This window comes from Dyadobacter sp. SRI_021 (genome assembly GCF_057586235.1).
This window is the reverse complement of sequence record NZ_JBYCZM010000005.1, coordinates 460,400-480,928: the sequence shown is the minus strand read 5'-3', so window position 1 is coordinate 480,928 and position 20,529 is coordinate 460,400. Positions and strand designations below refer to the sequence as shown.

Sequence of the window (20,529 nt, the reverse complement as noted above, 5' to 3'; positions counted from 1 at the left end):
CTCGAAGTCTGAACCTGACCGTTAAGTCAGGTGCGCGCAAGTGAAGAATGCTAACGCATTATGATTCTGAAGCAAAGAAGTCTATGCAATTTACCGGCGGCACTGCGGGTGTCTTGGGAATAATTGATCAGTGATGATGAATGCCTACATCCGGCAGGAGCGGTTTGCCGGAGGTTTTTTCCCAATGAGGCGACCGAGCGGTAAAATCTTAGAGAGGCAATGCTGTAAAGGTAGCGTATTTGTGATAAGAGGCCATTGAAAAGCAGTTATTTAATTGATGTACTCTTAGCAATAACCATTTAAGTTCCCTATCTTCCTGAATGGAAAACATACATCTAGTAGGGTCGGTGGTCTCGTTGTTAACGGACCCCAGGAAGCGTTTGACGGTCAAAAAGTATTTGAAGCGTATTTACTATTGTGAGGAAATCGGCGACGGTGACAAAAAGATGTTGGCTTTTTTTGAAAGGGAATTGATTCCAATTCCATTGAACTGATCGATTTAATAAAACGGTGCGCGGCGAGCCCAAATGCAATTTGCTAGGGCTCGCTTTTTGTTTACTGCCCTTCACCTGCTTGTGACCCAGCCTTATGGGATCTTAACTGTGGCTAGGTTTTTGCTTCAATTGGCCACCTACCAATCATCGCCTACAAATGAACAGAAACGGAGAAATTATTATTATTGAGGATGACGAGGAGGACAGAAATGTGCTGGAATATGTATTTGAAAAGCTGAGCTATCCCAACAGGAGGGCCTATTTCAAGGATGGAGCGTCAGCGTTAGCCTACATGAATGCGCCCTATGCAGAACCCTTCCTGATACTGTCTGACATTGATCACCCTTATATGGATGGTGCCGACCTTGACACTCAGCTTATTACTGACATTGAAATAAGGCGAACGGGCATCCCTTATCTTTATCTAACAAACAGGGCAAATCACGAGCTGATAATCGATGCATATGGTAAATTGGCGCTAGGCTTCTTCATTAAACCCAATTCGCCAAAGGAACTTGTTTCGACGCTGAAAGCCATTATGGATTATTGGCTGGCATGTGCTATTTCCTCTTGAACGTCGGGGGGCGGCGCAGTGGTGGCTCTTAGTAATCTATGGGTATCTCAACAGTAGATAACCAACGCGTGCGGAGGTATTGTTAAGCGGATCGCCTTCCCGTTTCTCACTTCAATATTTAATTCAGCCGGACTCAAGTCCGAGGCAAACAAGCACTTCATCGAGCCGTCAAGAGGGTGCATCACATCATCGACTGTGACGTATACAATAGCGTAATTTTCCTGGTCTAAATTCATAGCGCATAGTATTTCATTGTCATCCGAGATGCGCGACCACGCGATTACCTCCTTATCGCCGGTTTCGTCATCCGGGTAGCTAAAAATGGTTCCATTCCGGGAGGTCGACCGGAGAAAAAAGACTCCGGATAGCAACGTAGGATATTTTCGAATCAAGCTTTCAAGACGCTCCATTTGAGAAGGCCGTAACTTTTCCAGACAGTGCTCACGGACACCCCAAAAGTCAGGATTTAGGTGGATGTCGAGCAGGTTTTGCATTACAGAAGTCAGGTTTAGCCTAGTGTTCCATGAAGGTAGCTATTTTTCACCTAAATAAAATATTATTCTAAATACTTCCAGAAATATTTTTATTATCAAAATTTTATTTTACATTTGATAAATATTTTAAAATAAAGTTATGAATAGAGGAACGGTTAAGTTTTTCAATGATACCAAAGGGTTTGGTTTCATTGCTCCGGAAAATGGCGGAGATGACATTTTTGTACACACCACAGGTCTTAATGATGATATCCGTGAGAATGACAGTGTGTCTTACGAAGTTGAAGAAGGTAGAAAAGGCCTGAACGCAGTTAATGTAACCATTATCTAGCCTGCCAAACCATACAAAGCAACAGAATCCTCCCAGTGTGGAGGATTTTTTGTTTTAGACCAACAAATGAAATCCAATACCCAGCAATACCCGAGATCGTTATGGCGGATTATAGCGGTCCGATTAACACATCTGCCAGCAACGCTTTTAAGTAATGCGCTGCTTTGCCTGACCTCACTCCTTTCAATTTTACTATCCTTATTGCTTCGGTTTGTACTGCAATACCGGAAAACAGTGATCCGTAAAAATCTGACAAGTTCTTTCCCTACCAAATCCGCGGGCGAGATCCGCGGGTTGACGAGTGCATATTACCGCCATATGAGCGATCTGCTGCTTGAACCTTTTTTGTTCTATCTGGCGCCCGAAAGACTTAGAAAGCGCCTGGCGAAGTATATCAATCCGGAAGTTCTGGAATCGCTCCATGCAGACCAGCGACCGGTAATAGTCTTCGCGTCGCATTATGGAAACTGGGAATACCTGATTAATCTTCCGCAAGTGACGGACTATCCTGTCTACACAGCGTACTCGCCGATCAAAAATGGTTTGCTCGACAAGATAATGATCAGGTTGCGTTCGTTCCTGGGAGTCAAACTTATTCCCAAGAAGGGGTTTTACCGGCAAGCGTTATCGCTGTTGCGCCAAACTGCTATCCCTAATTTACTGGTGGTAATAGCAGATCAGCGGCCTGCGCCTGGCAGCGATAAATTTCATATTTCATTCCTGGACCAGGATACTGCCGTTCAAACGGGAGGAGAACGGATGGCGGCTTCATCGCAGGCGGCAGTCGTGTACGTTGAATCTCAAAAAAGGTCTCGTTTCAGCTACGAGTTCACATTTCGGCTGATGGAGCACCTTGACCGGTCAACGCCCTTGAGCATTACAAAATCCTACTATCATTTTCTGGAAAAAAGCATCAGCCGCGCGCCATCTTACTGGCTATGGTCACATAACCGTTGGAAAATTCCGGCGGCGGGTGCTATCCATTCATCTTAAATATCGATCATGGCCGCACATCTCATTCGGAAAGACACCATTTTTCAACCTGATTCGAGCCGGGTCATTGCGCGATTTCTATACAATGGCGAGGATAGGAGTAAAGAACTGATATCGATTATTCTCGCTCTTGATGCAGGCACTCAGGTACGGCAACTGAACAACGTTCTGAGAAAGTACGCGAAACGGCACCGGAATATCCTCAAAGTATTCGAACGGCATTTTCGAAAGCTGGAAGTTCTGCTCAAAGCCATGCAGATAGACCCACAGGATCTGGAGACGAACCAGCGTCTGCTGATCGGCGCCTATTTCACGATGGAATACTCCATCGAAGCTGCGGCCTTTTTCAACCCGTCGATTGTGGCCGATCCCGATCAATCCGGGGTCGAACCGGGTGAAACGCGGGTGATCCTCAGCTTTCGGGCTACGGGGGAAGGACATATATCATCTATTGTATTCCGTTCTGCACTCATTGACCAAAACGATGATATTGTCATCGATACGCCTGGCCGGTTACTCGATTCTCCCGAGCATGTGCGCAACCACATCTATAAGAAAAAGTCGTTTCTGTCAAAATTGGGTGAAATGCAGGATTTGGATAATCTTGCGTATCCGGCTTTGGAAAGAAAGTTGACCGAGACTTTTACGTACGAAGAACTCAAACGGTATGTGGAAGAAACCAGCGGGTTGTCGGAGATGGACATCGCGGGCGCGGTGTTTCTCCGCGAGGTAATGTGGCTGGCCTCTTCGCACTATGAAATGGATTTTTCCCTTGATACCGACATCTCAGAACGTGTGATCTTTCCCATCGCCGATACGGAAAAAAGAGGTATCGAAGACGCGAGGTTTGTCTGTTTCACCGATGACAAGCAAGAGCGGACCTACTATGCTACCTACACGGCGTACGATGGCGTCAATATCCTACCCAAGCTCTTGACTACCCGCGACTTCTATCATTTCAAAGTACTGCCGCTGCACGGAGAGATTGCGCAAAACAAGGGAATGGCACTTTTTCCCCGCAAGATCAAGGGTAAATACGCCATGCTTTGCCGTATCGACGGCGTAAATAATTACATTGCCTATTCGGATAATATCAGCGTTTGGCGCAAGGCCACGTTGATCCAGACACCCAAATTCCCCTGGGAATTCGTTCAAATCGGCAATTGCGGCTCACCCATTGAAACCCGGGCGGGATGGCTGGTATTAACGCACGGAGTCGGCCCGATGCGGGAGTACGTGCTAGGTGCATCGCTGTTTGAATTGGAAAGTCCTGAAAATGAGATAGGGCGTCTGATTAACCCCCTACTGATCCCCAATGCAAGCGAGCGCGATGGTTATGTGCCGAATGTCGTGTATTCCTGTGGCGCATTTGTGCACAATCAGAGTCTGATTATCCCCTATGCGACTTCCGACTATGCTTCTACTTATGCAGTGGTCAATTTAGAAGAATTATTAGAAGACCTTATCGTCGACAAGAACTAATGCCGGAGAATTTCTTCGTAGACGCTCATGTAATTGTCCACCATCTTTTCTTTCGAAAACATCGCCTTCGCCCATTGGCGGCATTCCTGCCTGTCAAGCTGTGCAACCCTTTTTACAGCCTGAACGGCCTCACCGATTGTATGGACCAGGAACCCGGTTTTCCCGTCGATAATCAGCTCGCACATCGAGCCACGGTTAAAGGCGATCACCGGTGTACCGCAGAACATCGATTCTGCGACGCTTAAACCAAAAGGTTCGTCGAACTGGATCGGGTGAAGCAGAGCGAGCGCCTTTCCGAGTAACGTTTTCCGCTCGGATGGCCCGACGTTCCCAATATAAAAGACTGATCTTTCGTCGACGCAGGGCTCGATCTTTTGCTCGAAATAGGCATCGTCCTGAATCAGCCCCGCTATTAGCAGGACTTTCCCTGACTCTCGGGCTATTTGAATCGCTTCCAGCGTTCCCTTTTCGGGATGAATACGTCCGAAAAACAGCAGATAATCTTGCGGGTTTCTCTCGAAAGGGAAATCCTTGCCGTCGACACCGTTATAAACTGTTGCAATGTAGTCCAGCTCGTCGCTACGATCGGCATTGCTAATGGATGCGTAAAAACATGATCCGTTATACTTCCGGTAGACATCCAGGATTTTCGGGGATGAAAATCCATGGATCGTCGTCAGCATTGGGGTGGGGATAAGCTTTGAATAGGTTAGTGGGAGAAAATCGAAATGATTGTGGATCAGATCAAATCGGGAGGCATTTTCCATCAAATGGCTGATGTGCAGACATTCGGCCACTTTTGGGTCGATGTCCCTGTCTTCCGCATAGGGAGCGTGCGAGGTTCCTTCCAGTTTTGCCGTAGTCATCGAATCGGTTGTGGCAAAAAGCGTTACATCTACCCCCTTCTCGACGAGCCCCTCCGTCAGATACGAGGCCACCTGCTCCCATGGCCCATATTGCCGGGGCGGCGTACGCCATGCGATCGATGATAGTATAGCCACTCTCATACCAGTTCGGCTTCCATTTTGGTGACTTCCTCAAATGCTTCGAGCACGCTTAAATGGGAGATCAGGTAGGCCAATGTGCTCTCGGCTCCCTGGTTTCGGTTGACGCCTGTGCTTTCCAAACCGTCGCAGCAGCCCTTTGTTTCAAAATCGTAAAGGCTTACCCGGAGGTCGTTTTCTCCTAAAAACCACATGAAACAGGTGGATAATTTCTGGATATAGGATTGATCTTTGGTAAGCCGGAATGCCTGATGGAACATCAATACCATGGCAAGGGCATCCAGTGGTTGCTGAGCAAACATCGATTGCTCGCGATCTCTGCCGTACCAGTTCTCGTTGCCCACCACCGACAAATAGCCGTTACGGAGCGTTACATCCGAAAGGAAATCCATGCTTTCTATTGCTACTTCGAAGACGCGGGGATCATGCAAAAACTCAGCAGCATGCAGGAGCGCCAAAGGCAAAAATGCATTGTCATAGGCCAGCAGCGATTCAAACCATTGCCAATCATTGCTGCGGTGGATATCGTATTCGGTGAGAAGCCTGCCGGTCAGGGCTTCCAATATCTTGATCATCCCTTCGTCTGTCGGATTGCTTTTCAGGTAATGGCATATCCCGACGATGGTATTGGCAATGCTTCGGATAGATCTGAGATTGGTGAAATTCGGCACGGCGTCAAAGAAAATCTCGCGGCCGGTCTGGTAATAGGCGTCATTAGGCGCATTCCCGAGCAGATAGCCCAATGACCATATGGTACGTCCAAAAGAGTCCTCTGACCCCACTTCATCCAGAAAGTTCCGGTTGAAGCTCAGGAAGTTTCTGAACATGCCGTCCTGGGTCTGCATGTAATTGATGTAGCTTAAATAGGTGGGCGACAGTTTCAAGGCAAGTGGATGCTTGTTTCTTTTGTAGGTCATCAACACCATCAGCAAGGCCCTTGCATTATCATCCAGGCAATAGCCTTCTTTCAGGTTCGGAATCCCGTATTTGGCGTGCTGGATAATGCCGGTGTCGTCGGTGAGGCGCTGAACATGATCGAGCAGGAATGGCGGGAGCGCAAGCGGGTCCAGAATCATCGGACTGCCCGATTCAAGATCCAGTCCGATTTTCGCTATTGATTCCGCCAATTCCAGGTATTTTTCCCCGATTTTCGGCCAAGTTATTTCGCGACCATAATCGAATGCATTTTTGCGGAGCTGTTGCATCTGGTCGGGATGATCCAGTAGTTCAAGCAATATCTCGGTGAGTGCCGGTGAGTCGTGGAAGTTGAAAAGGCGGCCCCTGCCATCGGCGAGCAGTTCTGCCGCATGCCAATACGGCGTAGAAATCACTGCATTGCCGGCGCCGATCGCATAGGAAAGTGTCCCGCTGGTGATCTGAGCCTCGCTGGTATAAGGGGTGATATATATATCGGAGGCGGAGAGGTATTTGAAAAGCTCGGACTGACTTATGAACTCGTTCAGGAATACGACATGCTTTTCAATACCCAGCTGTTTGACCAGGCCTGCGAGGAAGACACGGTATTCTTCCCCGGCATGCCTGACTACATTGGGATGTGTTTTTCCCAGCACAATATAAACTAGTTGCGGATACTTCTTCACTACCTCGGGCAAGGCCCTCAGGACTGTCTCAATCCCTTTATTACGCCCGATAAATCCGAAGGTCAACAGCACCTGCTTGGAGGAAAGCTTGAACTCTTTCTTGGCCAGAAGTTGACCAAAGTGTATGTCCGGCACACCATGTGCAATAAGGGCGATTTTGTCGATGGGTACCTTGTAGACATCCGACAGCATATCTACCGCGGTCTGGCTCATGACCACTACCGACTGCGCAATTTTACATATCTCGGTCATCACAGCCTTCTGATTGTAGGAAGGCGTTTTCAGGACGGTATGCAGTGTCACAATCAGCGGAATTTTGAGTCGGTATAATAGCGGCAGGATGTAGATGCCGTCCTGCCCACCGAATATACCGAATTCGTGTTCGAGGATGCAGATATCAGCCCCGCTCAGGTTAATGAGATTGGCTGCTTCCAGGTAATCGGTCTGCTCTTCTTGCCGGATAGTGAGCTTGACCTCTTTGGGGTAATCATAATGCAGGCCATTGTCGTCAATCGCGATCACAAAGCCTTGCGAGCCGCCTACCACGGCTTCCTCTCCGACGCTAGAATGAAATAAATTTTGAGTGAAAGTGCCAATTCCGCACTCCCTTGGCGGGTAAGTTCCTATAAAGGCAATTTTCATTTCGGCCGTTTGTTGATTTGTTGTAAGATAACCTAATTAAACCGCATTACCCGGGAATATTTCAGCTGCCACCAAATATTTTACAGAATCCTCATGAATCCATAAAACATGTTGAATATCAGGGAAAAGGACCTACCTTACAACAAAACTAAAAACCATGTCAAAAGAAAAAAACCAGCAGAAAAGTGACAAAAAAAAGCCCGCCAAAAACCTGAAAGAAAAGCGCGCGGACAAGAAGGAGAAGCGGGATAGTAAATCGAAGATCGACTAGATGACGCGCGTTTCAGTTAAGCACAGAATAGACTACAGATACGATCACAAAGTACTTCTGTCCCCACACAGATTCCGCCTTGCTCCGCAGCGCGATACCCAGGCGGTCATCGAAGGATACAGCTTTGTGCTGCGGCCCGCTAATCGCCTATACTGGCAACACGATGTTTACGGCAATAAAATGGCGCGGGCCGATTTCGATGAGACAACAGATTTTATGTCGGTGGACGTTACTCTGGAAATCAAGCTGACCGGTTTCAACCCCTTCGATGTGCTAGTCGACGATGAATCACAGTACTTCCCATTTTTGTATCCTTCGATCGTTAAAAATGCTTTGCTGCCATATTTGCAGATCGTAGACAGGAGCTCTGCCCTCACCGCATTCGTTGGCTGCGCTGAAAAGTTTCATGGTGAAACTCTCTCTTTCCTGGTACAGCTCAATCAGCATATTTGTAATTATATCCGTTACGTGCAGAGATTAGAGCCAGGCGTGCAGTCATGCGAGATGACCCTGAGAACCCGTACTGGTTCTTGCCGCGATTCTGCATGGCTCATGGTTCAGGTGCTGCGACGATTAGGACTGGCAAGCAGGTTTGTATCAGGTTATCTGATACAATTAGGTACCACATCGGGCGACTCAGTTGAACTGCATGCCTGGGCAGAAGTTTTCATACCAGGGGCCAGCTGGATTGGTTTGGACACGACCTCGGGCCTGTTTACCAGTGAAGGCCATATCCCACTTGCGATCGGACCCGGTCCAGAGCAGGTCGCACTGGTGGAAGGACTAACCGAGCCCTGCTCAGCTACAATGACCTATCAATTTGAACTAACAAATCACTAGACAGCAACGCCGTTTATCCCAGTTGTCCGAACCTTATCGCTAATCTCTTATCGCGATTGTACCTGGGTTATCGTTGAGGTAACACAACAATGAATTGTCGCAAGCGAGTACAGACTTTTGATCTTAATCAGAATCCTGGAACTTTCCGCATACGCACAAGGTATTATGGGAAACAAGACCTAGACGCCGGCATTGTTGTTGCAATAAATTCAATTTTTTCAAAATTGCAGAAAGATAAAGGATACCATGGGGTCCGAAGTATCCGCGGCGCCTGTTCTGAAAAATAAACGTTTAGGCTATACAGACCTCATGAAAGTTTGAAGTATCGGAAAACAGAACTGGCAAAGAAGGAGAATAAGCAGGAATAAAAATGTCTCTTTACGGATACACCTTTTTGGCGGAGGTAGAAGATTTTGACATCGAGGACTACATTGAATACATGGACTGGCTCTCTGCCGCGGGACGACATATAAGAATCTACATAAAAGAAGGCTCTATTTCCTTTTACCTACACGACGAGCTGAAAGACAGATTGTTTCAATTTTCTGCATTAGACCCCTCAAAGCTAAAAACAAAAGAAGCTTTTGAAGATGTAGTTAAAACCTACCTATTAACAAAACTTTGACAACTTGTCAGACGATGAATGTAGTTACTCTCAGCCCTTGAAGGGAATATAGCGTCCAAATCCGACACCTTATTTTATGTCCGTCTACTTTGTCCCATATCGTTTTTAGCTCGGGAGCTTACATAGCTTAAAATCTAAAAACATTCTTCATGTAGTCGGCTTGATGCAGAAGCAGTCCAATAGCGAATAATAGTTTCCAACAGCTCTTTTATCTCCTCAAAGTCGGCCGGTTTCACGAAAAAACCCTGCACCGAATCGCAGTAGGCTTCGACCACATGAGCATGGTTAAGCGATGTCGTCAAATACAGGTAAGGCACACATTTAAGTGCTATGTCCGCATTCTTCTTTAATTCAACTCTCAGCTCTAATCCTGTGAGCTTTGGCAGATTTACATCCGATAGTATCAAGAAAATGGAGCCATGGTGCGCATGCAAATAGTCTAGTGCTGCAAATCCGTCGGGGAAATAAATCCTTTTGTTGGGGAAATCAAGCTCCACGAAAGCCTCTTCGAGCACGAATTGATCGTCTAAATCATCCTCAATCACTATAATAATGCCTTTTTTGTTCATTTGATATGAGGATTAAAACGGATGGTTTACAAATCTCGGTCCAGTCCAAGATCGTCGATTTCATTAACAACTGGATACAACGCCACCAGGCCGATTTTTGGCGGGCTCCGGTGTAAGAGCGTAACAAGAAAGTGCCCCGGTTTTGACTCGAAAAATGGCGCTAGCATCGACATCAACCGCTACTTAGTTTATTATCTATTCCGGCGGTTATTATTAAGCTTTCGTGAATTTAAATCCAAAGACGCCCACACATGCCGAAGCGAATCTACTGAGGGTTCCGTTGTTTGGTCGAAAGCTTGATCAATCATGCCCGTTAAACGAGGAGATAACTGCCGGGCCACTTCGTACCTTGCCGCTGTGCGACGCCGCTGTTCAATTTCCTCATTCGAACATCTAACTGCCGCAAGCGAAGAAGCGGTAACACAAAGCAGTACTGAAAATGAGACAAGATAACTTTTAGCCTTCCAATCGAACGTGACTGGCTTAGGATTTTCCAGAGTATGCGATAACGCATCAAGGCGCTTTCGAATACTACCTATGTCGGAAAGCATCATGTTCCCCGAGGGTATCTTTGCTAAGCTAGCTTGAATGTCTGCCAGCATTTGGCGTGCTAAATCATCGACCGGCACTTTGGGATCAATCAACAGGCTTTCCAGCACTGAAATTTTTTTTATCAGGATAGCCAGTACCTGCTCGAATTCATCGAGTTTATTTTCAATATTTTTCATAAATGCAGTCCTCTCGATTTTTTGCGTTTTCTTTTAAGCTCTGGATTAATCGTCTCGTGATGATGTACCGGATCTATCAAATCTTTCAGCAAGTTTTCTTCCTTATAGTGTGGCAAACCATATCGGTGAGTTAGCATTTTTTCTTGCGCAGGCGGTAGTATCCCCCGATCCAACATCCGACGCCTAATCGACATCTGTTGTTGAAAATTTTCCCGCAGCTTTCTATCAAGTGCCAGAAAGCTCATGCTTCGGTCCACTTTTGAGCCTTTCCACACCGTTCCATCCTTCTGGAAGCTGATACCTTCAATCTGATCGGTACCAGACTTGTATTTGTAGATGAGGGCAATTCCGCTCGATGAAAGCGCGCCTTCCAATTGTTTCCAATTCACTGCCGATCTGCTTGCCATCTTGATCTGATCTGCCAGCTCATAACGTGTTTTATCAATCCCTTTAAGCCTCGCTCGGTTAACCAGCGTTTTTCCTTTGCCCATGTAGTATCCATGTTTCAGGGTCATCTCTTTGCAAACCTTCTGATTGATTCGCTTCTGAAAGCGGTCCGAAATGGATTTGCCAGCATTATCGACCCGGTTGTAGAGAATATGAATATGCGGCTGATTGGTATCGCGATGTTCAACGATCAGATATTGGGTGTTCTGGATTTTCATTTTGGCCATATATTCGGTAGCCCTCTCGACCATGACTTTTTGTGAGAGGTTATCCTTGTCAAACGCACTCCAACTCAGCACCAGGTGGCCGACAGCCTTGCCCAGCTCGGGATTCATCTGGCGCTGAGCATTGAAGTCATGGATAGCTGACTTTACATCCAGGGTCCTGACGCCTTCGCCATGAAGCACGATAGCCTGCTCTTTCTGCATGACATACCTGACTGCCCCTCCGAAACTTGATCCTATCATTATCTTACCGATCATCGTTAGTGAGTCTTTTGAGTAAATGATCAATGTCTGATAGTAGCTGCGCGGCTTTTCTTGTCTCGTAAAGCAGCCCCTGCATATTCGTAAATCTGAGCAGCTGGTTCAAGTTATTAGCCAAGCCAGCCAGCATTCTAACGAAGCCAGCCTCCTCCGCGGAGAGCCGCGCAACAACCCTGGCTTTCTTAGCTGCTTGCCTTAGCCAGGTGCTTGGACGCAGGCCTGCGTCCTTGGCTTTGGACTCTATCAAAAACCGCTCGGTTTCCGATAGCCGGACCATTAGTTGCGCGTTTCGTTTGACTTTTTTGGGCGGCCTTCCACCTTTGGATTTGTGTGACTTTTGCTCCATGCTTTCTACCTCTTTCATTCGTTGATAAAATCTGTTGATTACCTTTTGCGACCATCGGGAGTAAAAGCAAGTTTGAGTTCCGGCGGTGCCGGAATGAGTTTTTGCGAAGCGAAAACACAAACTTGCTCCCTTAAAGAAACTTAGAGGCCCAGTCCTCGCGACTTCCTGTGACGGTGCTGATGTTGGGGCTGTTTTTCCGGATGTTTGCTTGCAACCAGCAGCTGATTCAGGTCCTTGTAATCCTTATAGATACCAGAGGCATCGACGCAATTGAGCCCCACGTTCTCGAATTTTTCAAGCAGCTTTTTCCCTGCTGCATCGTGATCCGTATATAAAAATACGGTGCTGTAACCTTTGACAATGTCCACACTGCGCTCTGCCAGACTCACCGAATTGAGCACTACAAAGTCGGTCTGGACCTGCTCCTGTTTTCGAAGCGAGAGAAGCGACAAGAAATCCATAAAGCCTTCCAACACGCAGACCGAGCTATGGCCATTATCGATATGGGATATGTCCTTTGGAGATGTCGAGCCCTTGAAATAGGCACTTCTCAGCTCACAACCACCCGACCGGTTTTCGAAACCGGCGGCGAAATAATTCTTGTCACCGATCCGATAGTATACCTCGCGACAGTATGATTTAGCAACGGCCAGATCGATACCGCGCGATTCCAGGTACTGGGTAATTGCCAGGTTACTGCCTAACTCCTTTAAAGCAGTAATATGGATGCCAGATTGATCGAGAGCCCTGGCCGTGGTAACGCCACTGTCTATATGCAAGCCGGTCGATTTTAGGTTTTGCGGTTGAAATAGAAAAAGACCAGAATCCAATTTTTCCAACAATGCTTTTGTATCGCAATGAAACAGGGTACGTCCTAAATCAATAATATCACCTCCCTGACCATTTCCGTGATCATAATAGAGATTCAACCTCGCATTGACCTTGAAAGAAGGCGTTTTCTCGTCCCTGAACGGGGAGAGGTACCAATGGTCTTGTCCCCGGACATATTGAGGACGGATATGGCAGTGTTCCAGCAGGTCTACCATAGACATCTGTTTGGCTTGCTCGCAAGTCATAATTACTGGGCTTGAAAGTAAAAAAAATGATGAATTGATGCGGATAGCTTGCAACTGATTGGCTTTTAATCATTTAAGCCCGCATCAGAAAAGCATCAAAATGCATCAGGGGTCGCATCGCTATCCAGTGATTGATGCGCGTTGATGCGGATTTTGATGCGCTGTAATTATTTATTAATCAATTAATTAAATATGATGCGCATCAAAGCATCAAAAATTAGGGCAATTCGTTGAGCTCATTTATACGTCTTCGGGATAGGGTATAGAACCTGCCCTTGCCGGTCTGCTCGAAGACGGAACCGTCGGTTAAAAATTTGTATTGCGGGTAAGTCAGTGAATTACTCGCCGGGCTCAACTTCCAGGCATTTTGCAGGATCCGCTTGATCTGTGAGAGGTCTTTGAAACGGATGTGCTTTTTATTGAGCCAGTCCTGGACATCGCCGGTGCAAAACCGGATTTCATCCAGCTCCTTTTCGTCTGCGATCGTCAGCAGGATATGGGCGATTTCAACTTCCAGCTTGTTCCGATTCTGGTTCAGCAGCTTTTTCAATGCGGGTGTCGCAATTTGATCGGCCGTAAACCACATTCTTGTTTTACTGGGGTGGACGAAGTCACGGCTCACCAAAAAATCCAGAAAGAACGGGATCTGGGCCCGTAGCTGGGCAAGCAGGTGGTGGTTCTCTGATTTTAGCGGTGGCACCTTTCTCACCCAATAGCGAATTTCCCCTGGCTCAGCGATGATAAAGTGATCTTCATTGTTACTGCACAAAACGAATTTTCCGAAGAATTCCACCTCCTGCCGGTCATGGCCTTTGGCCTCAACTTTGTAAAACCGGGCCGTGCTCAGATTCTTGATCCGCTCTGAATCCTCCTTTCTATCCAGGAACGTTTCGTCCACCCCGATGACCAGTTTCTGCGCCCATTCGATGTTGAAGTTGGAGCGGAAATCTTCGTTGCTGTTGATCGTCATATTTTCGCCAAAAATGGATTTGACAAAATGCAGGAATGTGGTCTTTCCGGTTCCGCGCTCCTCGCTGACCAGGCACAGGATAGGCAGGATTTGGGTAGGACGTTCGAGCAGGATTTTGAAGTAATCGTAACCCATCTCGATCTGCTCGCCGAAAATGTGCCCCAGGAACTGGAATATCACCGAGGCATCGCCGTGCCGCGACTCATGTTGGAATGGCTGGTAGCGATTATAGAACCCGCCGACCTTTTGTTGGTAGTCTAAGTGGCTCGGGACGAAACAAAAGCCGTCGTAGCACTCCACCCGGTCTTTCAAATATTCACGGCTATGATCCAGCCGGATGCATTCAGCTGACCAGGGGATCAAGGAGGAGATCGTGTCGCCGGAAGATAGTGGCCGGTTGACTTTCTTAAAGTAACCGGTGCCGATGCGCAGATAGACCGGATTATCTTTCATGGCTACCTCCTATTTTTTGCTGACCATTGGCTATCCATTCCAGGAGCTCCCTGCGTGAGAAGAGCAACTTCCCTTCCATTTTGCAGAACGGAATCTTTTTTCTTTTCACCAGCCCATAAATGGAAGTCTCCTTGTATTTGGTCAGGCGCGCCGCCTCCTTGGTGTCCAGCAAAGTGTCACTGGTATCGGCGGCAGCCTCCGGTTTTGACTCTAAAACCCGGCGCAGTGAAGATTCGATCAACTCTGATAATTGCTGATCGTTCATTGAAACTAGAACTGTAGTGCTCATCCCTTTTGCGTTTTGGTGATGGGCAAAGCAAGGCTAGAAAATCGGGGAAAAACAATATGAAGTTGACTAAGTCAGATCTTCAACTCCGTACTCGTTTATTTTCCTTAATGTTTTCAGAACATTTTTAGAATGCGGGCTATCAGCCAGACTACCGATACTCTGCACGATATTGCCACGCGCTTTATTGATGTTACTGCGAAGGCTTTCCAGCTTCGTTTTCGAGTAGCACGAAAATGTATCGAGCAGCAATTGACAGTATCTGTCAAGCCCAATATTATTCCGATCTGTGTTCAGCTTATAGGTCGCGTGCATAAGCAGGTTTAAAACACGCTCGTAGTTTCCCGGAGGCATTTCAAAATACTTGTGTTCAGGTCTGGGCAGTCTGCCTCCTTTTTCTTCGAACATCATTCCCAACAGCTGCAACACTTCCTCTTCACTGGTGAAAACCTGAATGGAGCCCACTGCCTTACATTTCCATGCATCAATTAAAATCAACCACATGGATATGATTTCGTCAACCGCGTAGTCCAGGGGAATTCGCTCCGGACCTTTCGTTTGCGCTTCGACCACTGGCAGTTCTTGCTTCTGTAACACGACCGGAGGTTTGTATTTAGGTAGGCGAAGTGCATTTATTCTATCTCCACAAGCTCGAACAAGGTACGCCTGGATGAATCCAAGCGTGTATAAACAGGAAGGAACGGCAAATCCCTCGAAGTATAAATGATAGGAGCAAAATTCAATGAATTGCTCCAAATGAGCGATTTTGCTTTCGTTGTCAGGATTATAGAGAATAGAGACTATTTGTTGTGGATACTCCTTCATCGCGTCGAAGTAACCTTTTTCAAATAGCACTCTCAGTTCGTCGGCATAAGACTCCGAGATTGGGCTATGATGATCTACGATGATATTTCTCTGGTCTTTTAGGTCGAAAATGGCTTCCAGATGCGGTTCACTGAGAAAGAGCGGCGGCATTGTCTTGTCAGCAATGTTCTCAAAGCGGAAGTTGCGTGCTAGATAATCTACTTTTCCTCTGCGAAAAACATGATCTGCAAACCTTAAATATGGAAACCGTCCCTGATCGTCCAGATTTATACCGAGATCAGGGTCGAAGCCTGGCAAATTGAAAAAATACATGCGTTCAAAGCGTTGAGTTAATCAGTTCATCCAAAATTGGATCCCCGATGTCTTCCAGATAAATATCAGTTGTTTTTAAGCTGTCATGTCCCAATGATCTGCCTATATTCTCCTTGGATACTCCGTTTCTCCGGAGCGTGGTTGCATATGAATGTCGGGCCACGTACGTAGTCAGGTTCTTCTGAATGCCTAAGATTGCACCCAATTCTTGTAAGTCCTTGTTAACCCGCGTTCGAATCTTCTGCTTTCTATATCTGATCGACTGTATGCTGTCGTGTCTTTTGTACAATATGGGAAAGATGTAGCCGGCATCGCTGTTGCCTCGAAGGTTTCGGTAAAAATCAAGGATCCGCATAGCTTCTGGATGGAGCTTAAAACGAAATTCTTCCTTGGTTTTCGATCTGATATATTCAAGTTCGTCATCAACAATGTTATCCCATTTTAAACTTGCAAGATCCGTAAAATTGATTCCTCGGCAATAAAAACTGAAAAGGAAGTAATTACGTGAATTAATGAGTGTATCATTCATTGGATCGATCACTAGTGCTGAGATTTGATCAATCTGCGATTTTTGAATCGCTCTTTTTTTTGTCCTAGGGTTGTTGTATTTGCCAAATGCGAGCTCTTTAAAAGGATAGTGGCCCTCGGGGCAAAATTTTTCTCGGATTGCCACCTTCCACATCGTTCTAAAGGTCCTTAGATAGACACTTCTTGTGGTAATAGCGCATCCGCGTTCCATCAAGTATTCTTCATATTTCTTCAGAAAATTTAGATTGATAGATAGGAGATCTCGGTCTTTGTTTTTCACAAACCCTTTCAGGCTGCTCAGTGTAAATTTAAAGGTGTCCGCGTAGCCAATCCGGTTTTGCTGATTGAGCAGAGAAATATGGTCCTCAAAGAGCTTAAAAAGTGATTTGCTCTCCGGTTCTTTCGTTGCTCCGGTCAAACTACGAACCACACTTTTCATTTCGTCGAACGTTGGCTTTCGACCTTTTTTTCCTTCGGATATGATGAGAAAATCTAACTCAGAAACGATTGTTCTAAGGAGTAAATTGATCTCCTGATGCTTAGGGTGACCGCGGGCAACTTGCTGTTGATTTTCGAGCCAATTTTCTTGTTTACAGCTCTTCTTTGTGCTGACCAACTGGTTCTTACGGTTAATAATGATGCGGAGCATTATCGGATACTCGCACGAATCGTTAACTTTGGAAGCTAGGATAAACTTGGTTGAGAGTGCCATCAGTGCATATTTTGATCAAAATTAGGTCGAACATAGGTCGAACATTTCTTGTCTAAGGATAATTAAGCAAACTTAAAGAAACTCAATTAACTGACTAATATTCAATATGTTAGACTGTTTTTTATAAAAATCAAATATACAAAAAATCCTCAAAAATCTGGATGGCATGCAAGAGGTCGTCGGTTCGAATCCGATATTCTCCACAAAATGCCGCTTCTGAAATCTCAGGAGCGGCATTTTTGCTTTTTGGCTACTCTATCTTCTCAATACCCAATACCATCGCATCAAACTGCTTGTCAATAGTTATCTGAATTCCTTTTTCAATTAAATCCTTTCCGCTGCGAATGCCCCAATCCTTCCCATCCTCCGGCGAAAAGAATCGGTACCGGCTGCCAGGCTCGGTAAGTGGAAACGCAAAGGTGCGGGAGCTTTCAACCGATCCGTTTCTGAAAAAGAACAGCACGCCGCCCTGTTTCTCTTTGTTGAATTTGTAAACGCCGTCCCAGTTGCTCAAGGTGGGGCGCTGAAAAATGTCCGAAACATAGGAGAAGCGTGTAAACTGGTATTTCTGATCCATCATTTTGAACCAGGTATTCCATTTCAAATACCACGGTTTCAGTTCGGCTGGAAGCTTGCGGGAATCGCCGACGAGGATTGGTTTGACCGAGGCTAGGGACAAGAACGTGTACTTGGAATACGGGGAGTCCATAAACTGGTTGCCGATCAGGTTGGTCGCGGTCGGGATGGCGCGGCTGCGGTCGAAGGCCATTTGGCGGATGTTGATCGGTCCGACGGGCGCGTCGTCATCATAGTTGGTAAGCCAATCGTAATCGGCGTGTTCGATTAATGCATAGTCATTAATGTAGTATTCTCCCCACACTTCATACGTGCAGTCGATAAGCAGATCGGGGAATGTTTTGTGCAGGTCGTCGAAGAGCTGCAATGCCTTTTCATAGATGGCATAATAGGAACTTTCGCGGTCTTTGTAACCCTTGCCTTCGGATTTGTAATCGCCTTTTTTGTCATAATCGAGCACATACGCAGAGTTGGCGATGGCTAGATCCAGTTTAATGTAGGCCAGGTCGTTTTCGCGCACGTGGCGCTTTATTTTCTCTAAAACATAATCATAATACCCCGAGGCAACGGATAGTGATCGGCAAGGCTCGTCATACCGATCGAAATGCGATGATGATCGGCGTAAACTTCGGTCTTTTTAAGTACGCTGGGCGCTTCATTAACAAGGATAAATCCCTCTTTTGCATAATTGTTGTATACAAAAATGGTAGCATCATGGTGGTCACCGTGGTAGAGGCGCCAGGCGAAGCGCGAACCGTAATTGGTGTATAGTTCGCTTTGTTGAGAAGAAACCGGTACGAGGTTCAGTCGTTCGACTTCCAGATCCGCGACGGCGATGGTTTTGAAGTGTTGTTAGTAATGCTGATTTGCTTTCGCACCACCGGTAGCTCGTCGTATACTTCGTAGGTTAATTGCACTGTCACATTTTCTGCGCTGGTACTCTGCTTTCCGGCAAGTTGTACGGTCACTTTCTGAATATCGTCACTGGTTTTGGTGGAGGTGTGTTTAATGTAATTGAGTAGCCCATGCGCACCGTTGCTGCTCGCGTGTGTACCATTAATTGTAAAATAAAACTCCTCCGAGCCAGGGCGGCTGTAATCTTTGTTCGTCAGAAGATGCTGGAAACGGGATGTGTAGAAAGAATTATCACCGATGGTGAATTTTCTTTCCAGGAAGCGGTTTTTGATAACAAGCGAGTCTTGCGAAAACGCATTGCACGAAGCGAGGATCGCCAGAAGGGCGACCTTGATAAATTTGTAGTATATAGTAATGTGTATAGTAAATAATAACTACTTGCATAACTATAAAATAACCATAGTAGAAATGGATTTAATAAAATATTGAGAAGATTTTAAATTTTAAATAGAATGTCAACAAAGATGTAAGCTGGTCTTTGAAAAACCCTGATATTGCAGCTTCTTAATTCAAGACGTTTAATCTATGTCACAGAACTTATTCGATTTTGGAATGATCGGACTGGGCGTAATGGGAAGAAACCTGTTACTGAACATGGCCGATCATGGTTTCTCTGTTATCGGTTTCGATAAGGATGAAACCAAAAATTCTGCGTTGGAATCCAGTGCCACCCCGGGCACCACTGTTAAGGGCGTTTCGGAACTTGCCCAAATGATCCAGCTGTTGCAACGCCCCCGCAAGGTAATGATGCTCGTGCCAGCCGGCCAGCCGGTCGACGATGTGATTGCATCCCTGTTACCGCTTCTTGAAAAAGGCGACGTTATTATTGATGGAGGAAACTCCCACTATACAGACACGCTCCGTCGCGTGAAATACCTCCGTGAAAAGGACATTCATTTCATGGGAATCGGTGTTTCGGGTGGTGAAAAAGGTGCCCGTACAGGCCCGAGCATTATGCCAGGAGGCGATAAGGAGGCTTATGCGCACGTGCAGCCGATGCTTGAAGCCATTGCAGCGAAAGTAAATGGCGAGCCTTGCGTGGCTTACCTGGGCAAAGAAGGTGCCGGCCATTATGTGAAAATGGTGCATAACGGTATCGAATATGCGATCATGCAGCTCATCAGCGAATCGTATGCGATCCTGAAAAAGGCCGGTTTGAGCAACCAACAGCTCCACGAAGTATTCAAAAGCTGGAATGAAGGTGATTTGCAATCGTTCCTGGTGGAAATTACCGCTGATATTTTCCTGCAAAAAGACGACAAGACCAACGCTCACCTGGTCGACGTTATTTCCGACAAAGCAGGTTCGAAAGGGACCGGTAAGTGGACTTCGCAAGACTCGATGGAGCTTCCTGTGGCCGTTCCGGTGATCGATACGGCGGTGGCGATGCGTACGTTGTCCGGCTATAAGGACGAAAGAGTGGTTGCCGCCGAATTGTACGGAGCAAGTACCGCTATTTCAGAGGAGACCCAGGTGCTTATCCAGGAGGTTCATGATGCATTGTACTTTGCCACCATTCTGGCCTATGCGCAAGGTCTCGCAATGCTGTTCCAGGCGTCGAAAGATCTGCAAATGGAGATCCCGCTGACGGACGTAGTAAGCGTGTGGAGAGGCGGTTGCATTATCCGTTCGTCGCTCCTCGGCGTGTTTACGAACGCCTACAAGCAAACCCCGGAATTGCCCAATATTCTGTTGAACCAAGAGGTAGCTGCATTGGTTAAGTCTGTGGAAGGTAATACGCGTTCGCTGATCGCATTTGCCGCCCAGTCGGGCATCCCGGCTGCTGCTTTGATGTCGTCGCTGGCGTACTTCGATGCCTACAAAACAGCGTACATGCCTACGAACCTGATCCAGGCGCAACGTGACTACTTTGGCGCACATACGTACCAACGTACCGATATCCCAGGTACATTCCATACAGAATGGGGTCAACAATAAATCAGAAATTTT

The 20,529-nt window shown here is 46.5% G+C and carries 20 protein-coding genes; 6 read left to right on the top strand and 14 right to left on the bottom strand.

All coding sequences use genetic code 11. The features are described from left to right. Positions 1-651 precede the first annotated feature (651 nt). Entirely contained in the window at positions 652-1,068 is a 417-nt protein-coding gene (locus AC2YIT_RS18200) for a response regulator (RefSeq protein ID WP_486279413.1), read from the top strand. Positions 1,069-1,115: 47 nt separating this feature from the next. Here the strand turns inward: AC2YIT_RS18200 and AC2YIT_RS18195 are convergent, their stop codons facing one another. Then, positions 1,116-1,562 (bottom strand): hypothetical protein, encoded by a 447-nt coding sequence (locus tag AC2YIT_RS18195; protein WP_486279415.1) that lies wholly within the window; start codon positions 1,560-1,562, stop codon positions 1,116-1,118. A 139-nt stretch (positions 1,563-1,701) separates the two neighbouring features. On the opposite strand from AC2YIT_RS18195, the gene AC2YIT_RS18190 reads away from it, so the two are divergent. The 3 genes from AC2YIT_RS18190 (at position 1,702) to AC2YIT_RS18180 (ending at position 4,368) form a co-directional block, all read left to right on the top strand. After that, positions 1,702-1,893, top strand: coding sequence for a cold-shock protein (locus tag AC2YIT_RS18190; protein WP_019942599.1), 192 nt, complete (start codon positions 1,702-1,704; stop codon positions 1,891-1,893). A gap of 66 nt (positions 1,894-1,959) precedes the next feature. After that, entirely contained in the window at positions 1,960-2,886 is a 927-nt protein-coding gene (locus AC2YIT_RS18185; protein ID WP_487280100.1) for a lysophospholipid acyltransferase family protein, read from the top strand. Positions 2,887-2,895: 9 nt separating this feature from the next. Continuing rightward, positions 2,896-4,368, top strand: a complete 1,473-nt coding sequence (locus tag AC2YIT_RS18180; RefSeq protein WP_486279419.1) for a glycoside hydrolase family 130 protein — start codon at positions 2,896-2,898, stop codon at positions 4,366-4,368. On the opposite strand, the gene AC2YIT_RS18175 is transcribed toward AC2YIT_RS18180, so the two are convergent. After that, entirely contained in the window at positions 4,365-5,375 is a 1,011-nt protein-coding gene (locus AC2YIT_RS18175; RefSeq protein WP_486279421.1) for a glycosyltransferase family 4 protein, read from the bottom strand. The two genes, AC2YIT_RS18180 and AC2YIT_RS18175, sit on opposite strands and share 4 nt — an antisense overlap. Then, entirely contained in the window at positions 5,372-7,615 is a 2,244-nt protein-coding gene (locus AC2YIT_RS18170) for a glycosyltransferase family 4 protein (RefSeq protein WP_486279423.1), read from the bottom strand. The genes AC2YIT_RS18175 and AC2YIT_RS18170 overlap by 4 nt, the downstream gene beginning before the upstream one ends. 271 nt (positions 7,616-7,886) lie before the next feature. Here AC2YIT_RS18170 and AC2YIT_RS18165 point away from each other — a divergent pair, with 271 nt between their 5' ends. Next, positions 7,887-8,726, top strand: coding sequence for a transglutaminase family protein (locus AC2YIT_RS18165; RefSeq protein ID WP_486279425.1), 840 nt, complete (start codon positions 7,887-7,889; stop codon positions 8,724-8,726). Between the two features lie 759 nt (positions 8,727-9,485). On the opposite strand, the gene AC2YIT_RS18160 is transcribed toward AC2YIT_RS18165, so the two are convergent. The 11 genes from AC2YIT_RS18160 to AC2YIT_RS18110 all read right to left on the bottom strand — a co-directional run bounded on the left by AC2YIT_RS18160 (position 9,486) and on the right by AC2YIT_RS18110 (position 18,632). Then, positions 9,486-9,920 carry a response regulator gene (locus tag AC2YIT_RS18160; protein WP_486279427.1) on the bottom strand — a complete coding sequence of 145 codons (435 nt, stop codon included), beginning with the start codon at positions 9,918-9,920 and terminating at the stop codon, positions 9,486-9,488. 191 nt (positions 9,921-10,111) lie between these two features. Next, positions 10,112-10,648, bottom strand: coding sequence for a hypothetical protein (locus tag AC2YIT_RS18155; protein WP_486279429.1), 537 nt, complete (start codon positions 10,646-10,648; stop codon positions 10,112-10,114). After that, on the bottom strand, positions 10,645-11,523 hold the full coding sequence (locus AC2YIT_RS18150) for a relaxase/mobilization nuclease domain-containing protein (protein ID WP_486279431.1): 879 nt from the start codon (positions 11,521-11,523) through the stop codon (positions 10,645-10,647). Before AC2YIT_RS18150 ends, AC2YIT_RS18155 begins: the two co-directional genes overlap by 4 nt. Positions 11,524-11,566: 43 nt before the next feature. Then, positions 11,567-11,944, bottom strand: a complete 378-nt coding sequence (locus AC2YIT_RS18145; protein WP_486279433.1) for a plasmid mobilization protein — start codon at positions 11,942-11,944, stop codon at positions 11,567-11,569. Positions 11,945-12,066: 122 nt separating this feature from the next. Then, a complete protein-coding gene (locus AC2YIT_RS18140; RefSeq protein ID WP_487280099.1) occupies positions 12,067-13,002 on the bottom strand; it encodes a toprim domain-containing protein in 936 nt (311 codons plus the stop codon). Between the two features lie 217 nt (positions 13,003-13,219). Continuing rightward, positions 13,220-14,425 (bottom strand): primase-helicase family protein, encoded by a 1,206-nt coding sequence (locus AC2YIT_RS18135; RefSeq protein ID WP_486279437.1) that lies wholly within the window; start codon positions 14,423-14,425, stop codon positions 13,220-13,222. Then, a complete protein-coding gene (locus tag AC2YIT_RS18130; RefSeq protein ID WP_487280098.1) occupies positions 14,415-14,714 on the bottom strand; it encodes a helix-turn-helix domain-containing protein in 300 nt (99 codons plus the stop codon). Before AC2YIT_RS18130 ends, AC2YIT_RS18135 begins: the two co-directional genes overlap by 11 nt. 66 nt (positions 14,715-14,780) lie before the next feature. Continuing rightward, positions 14,781-15,848: a hypothetical protein gene (locus AC2YIT_RS18125; RefSeq protein ID WP_486279441.1), complete on the bottom strand. Its 1,068-nt coding sequence runs from the start codon at positions 15,846-15,848 to the stop codon at positions 14,781-14,783. Between the two features lie 4 nt (positions 15,849-15,852). Next, positions 15,853-17,088 (bottom strand): phage integrase SAM-like domain-containing protein, encoded by a 1,236-nt coding sequence (locus AC2YIT_RS18120; RefSeq protein WP_486279443.1) that lies wholly within the window; start codon positions 17,086-17,088, stop codon positions 15,853-15,855. A gap of 250 nt (positions 17,089-17,338) precedes the next feature. After that, entirely contained in the window at positions 17,339-18,184 is an 846-nt protein-coding gene (locus AC2YIT_RS18115; RefSeq protein WP_487280097.1) for a hypothetical protein, read from the bottom strand. Between the two features lie 283 nt (positions 18,185-18,467). Further along, positions 18,468-18,632, bottom strand: coding sequence for a hypothetical protein (locus AC2YIT_RS18110; protein WP_487280096.1), 165 nt, complete (start codon positions 18,630-18,632; stop codon positions 18,468-18,470). 472 nt (positions 18,633-19,104) lie between these two features. Between AC2YIT_RS18110 and gndA the strand changes: the two genes are divergently transcribed. Beyond that, positions 19,105-20,517, top strand: coding sequence for an NADP-dependent phosphogluconate dehydrogenase (gene gndA, locus AC2YIT_RS18105; protein WP_487280095.1), 1,413 nt, complete (start codon positions 19,105-19,107; stop codon positions 20,515-20,517). Positions 20,518-20,529: the final 12 nt, after the last annotated feature.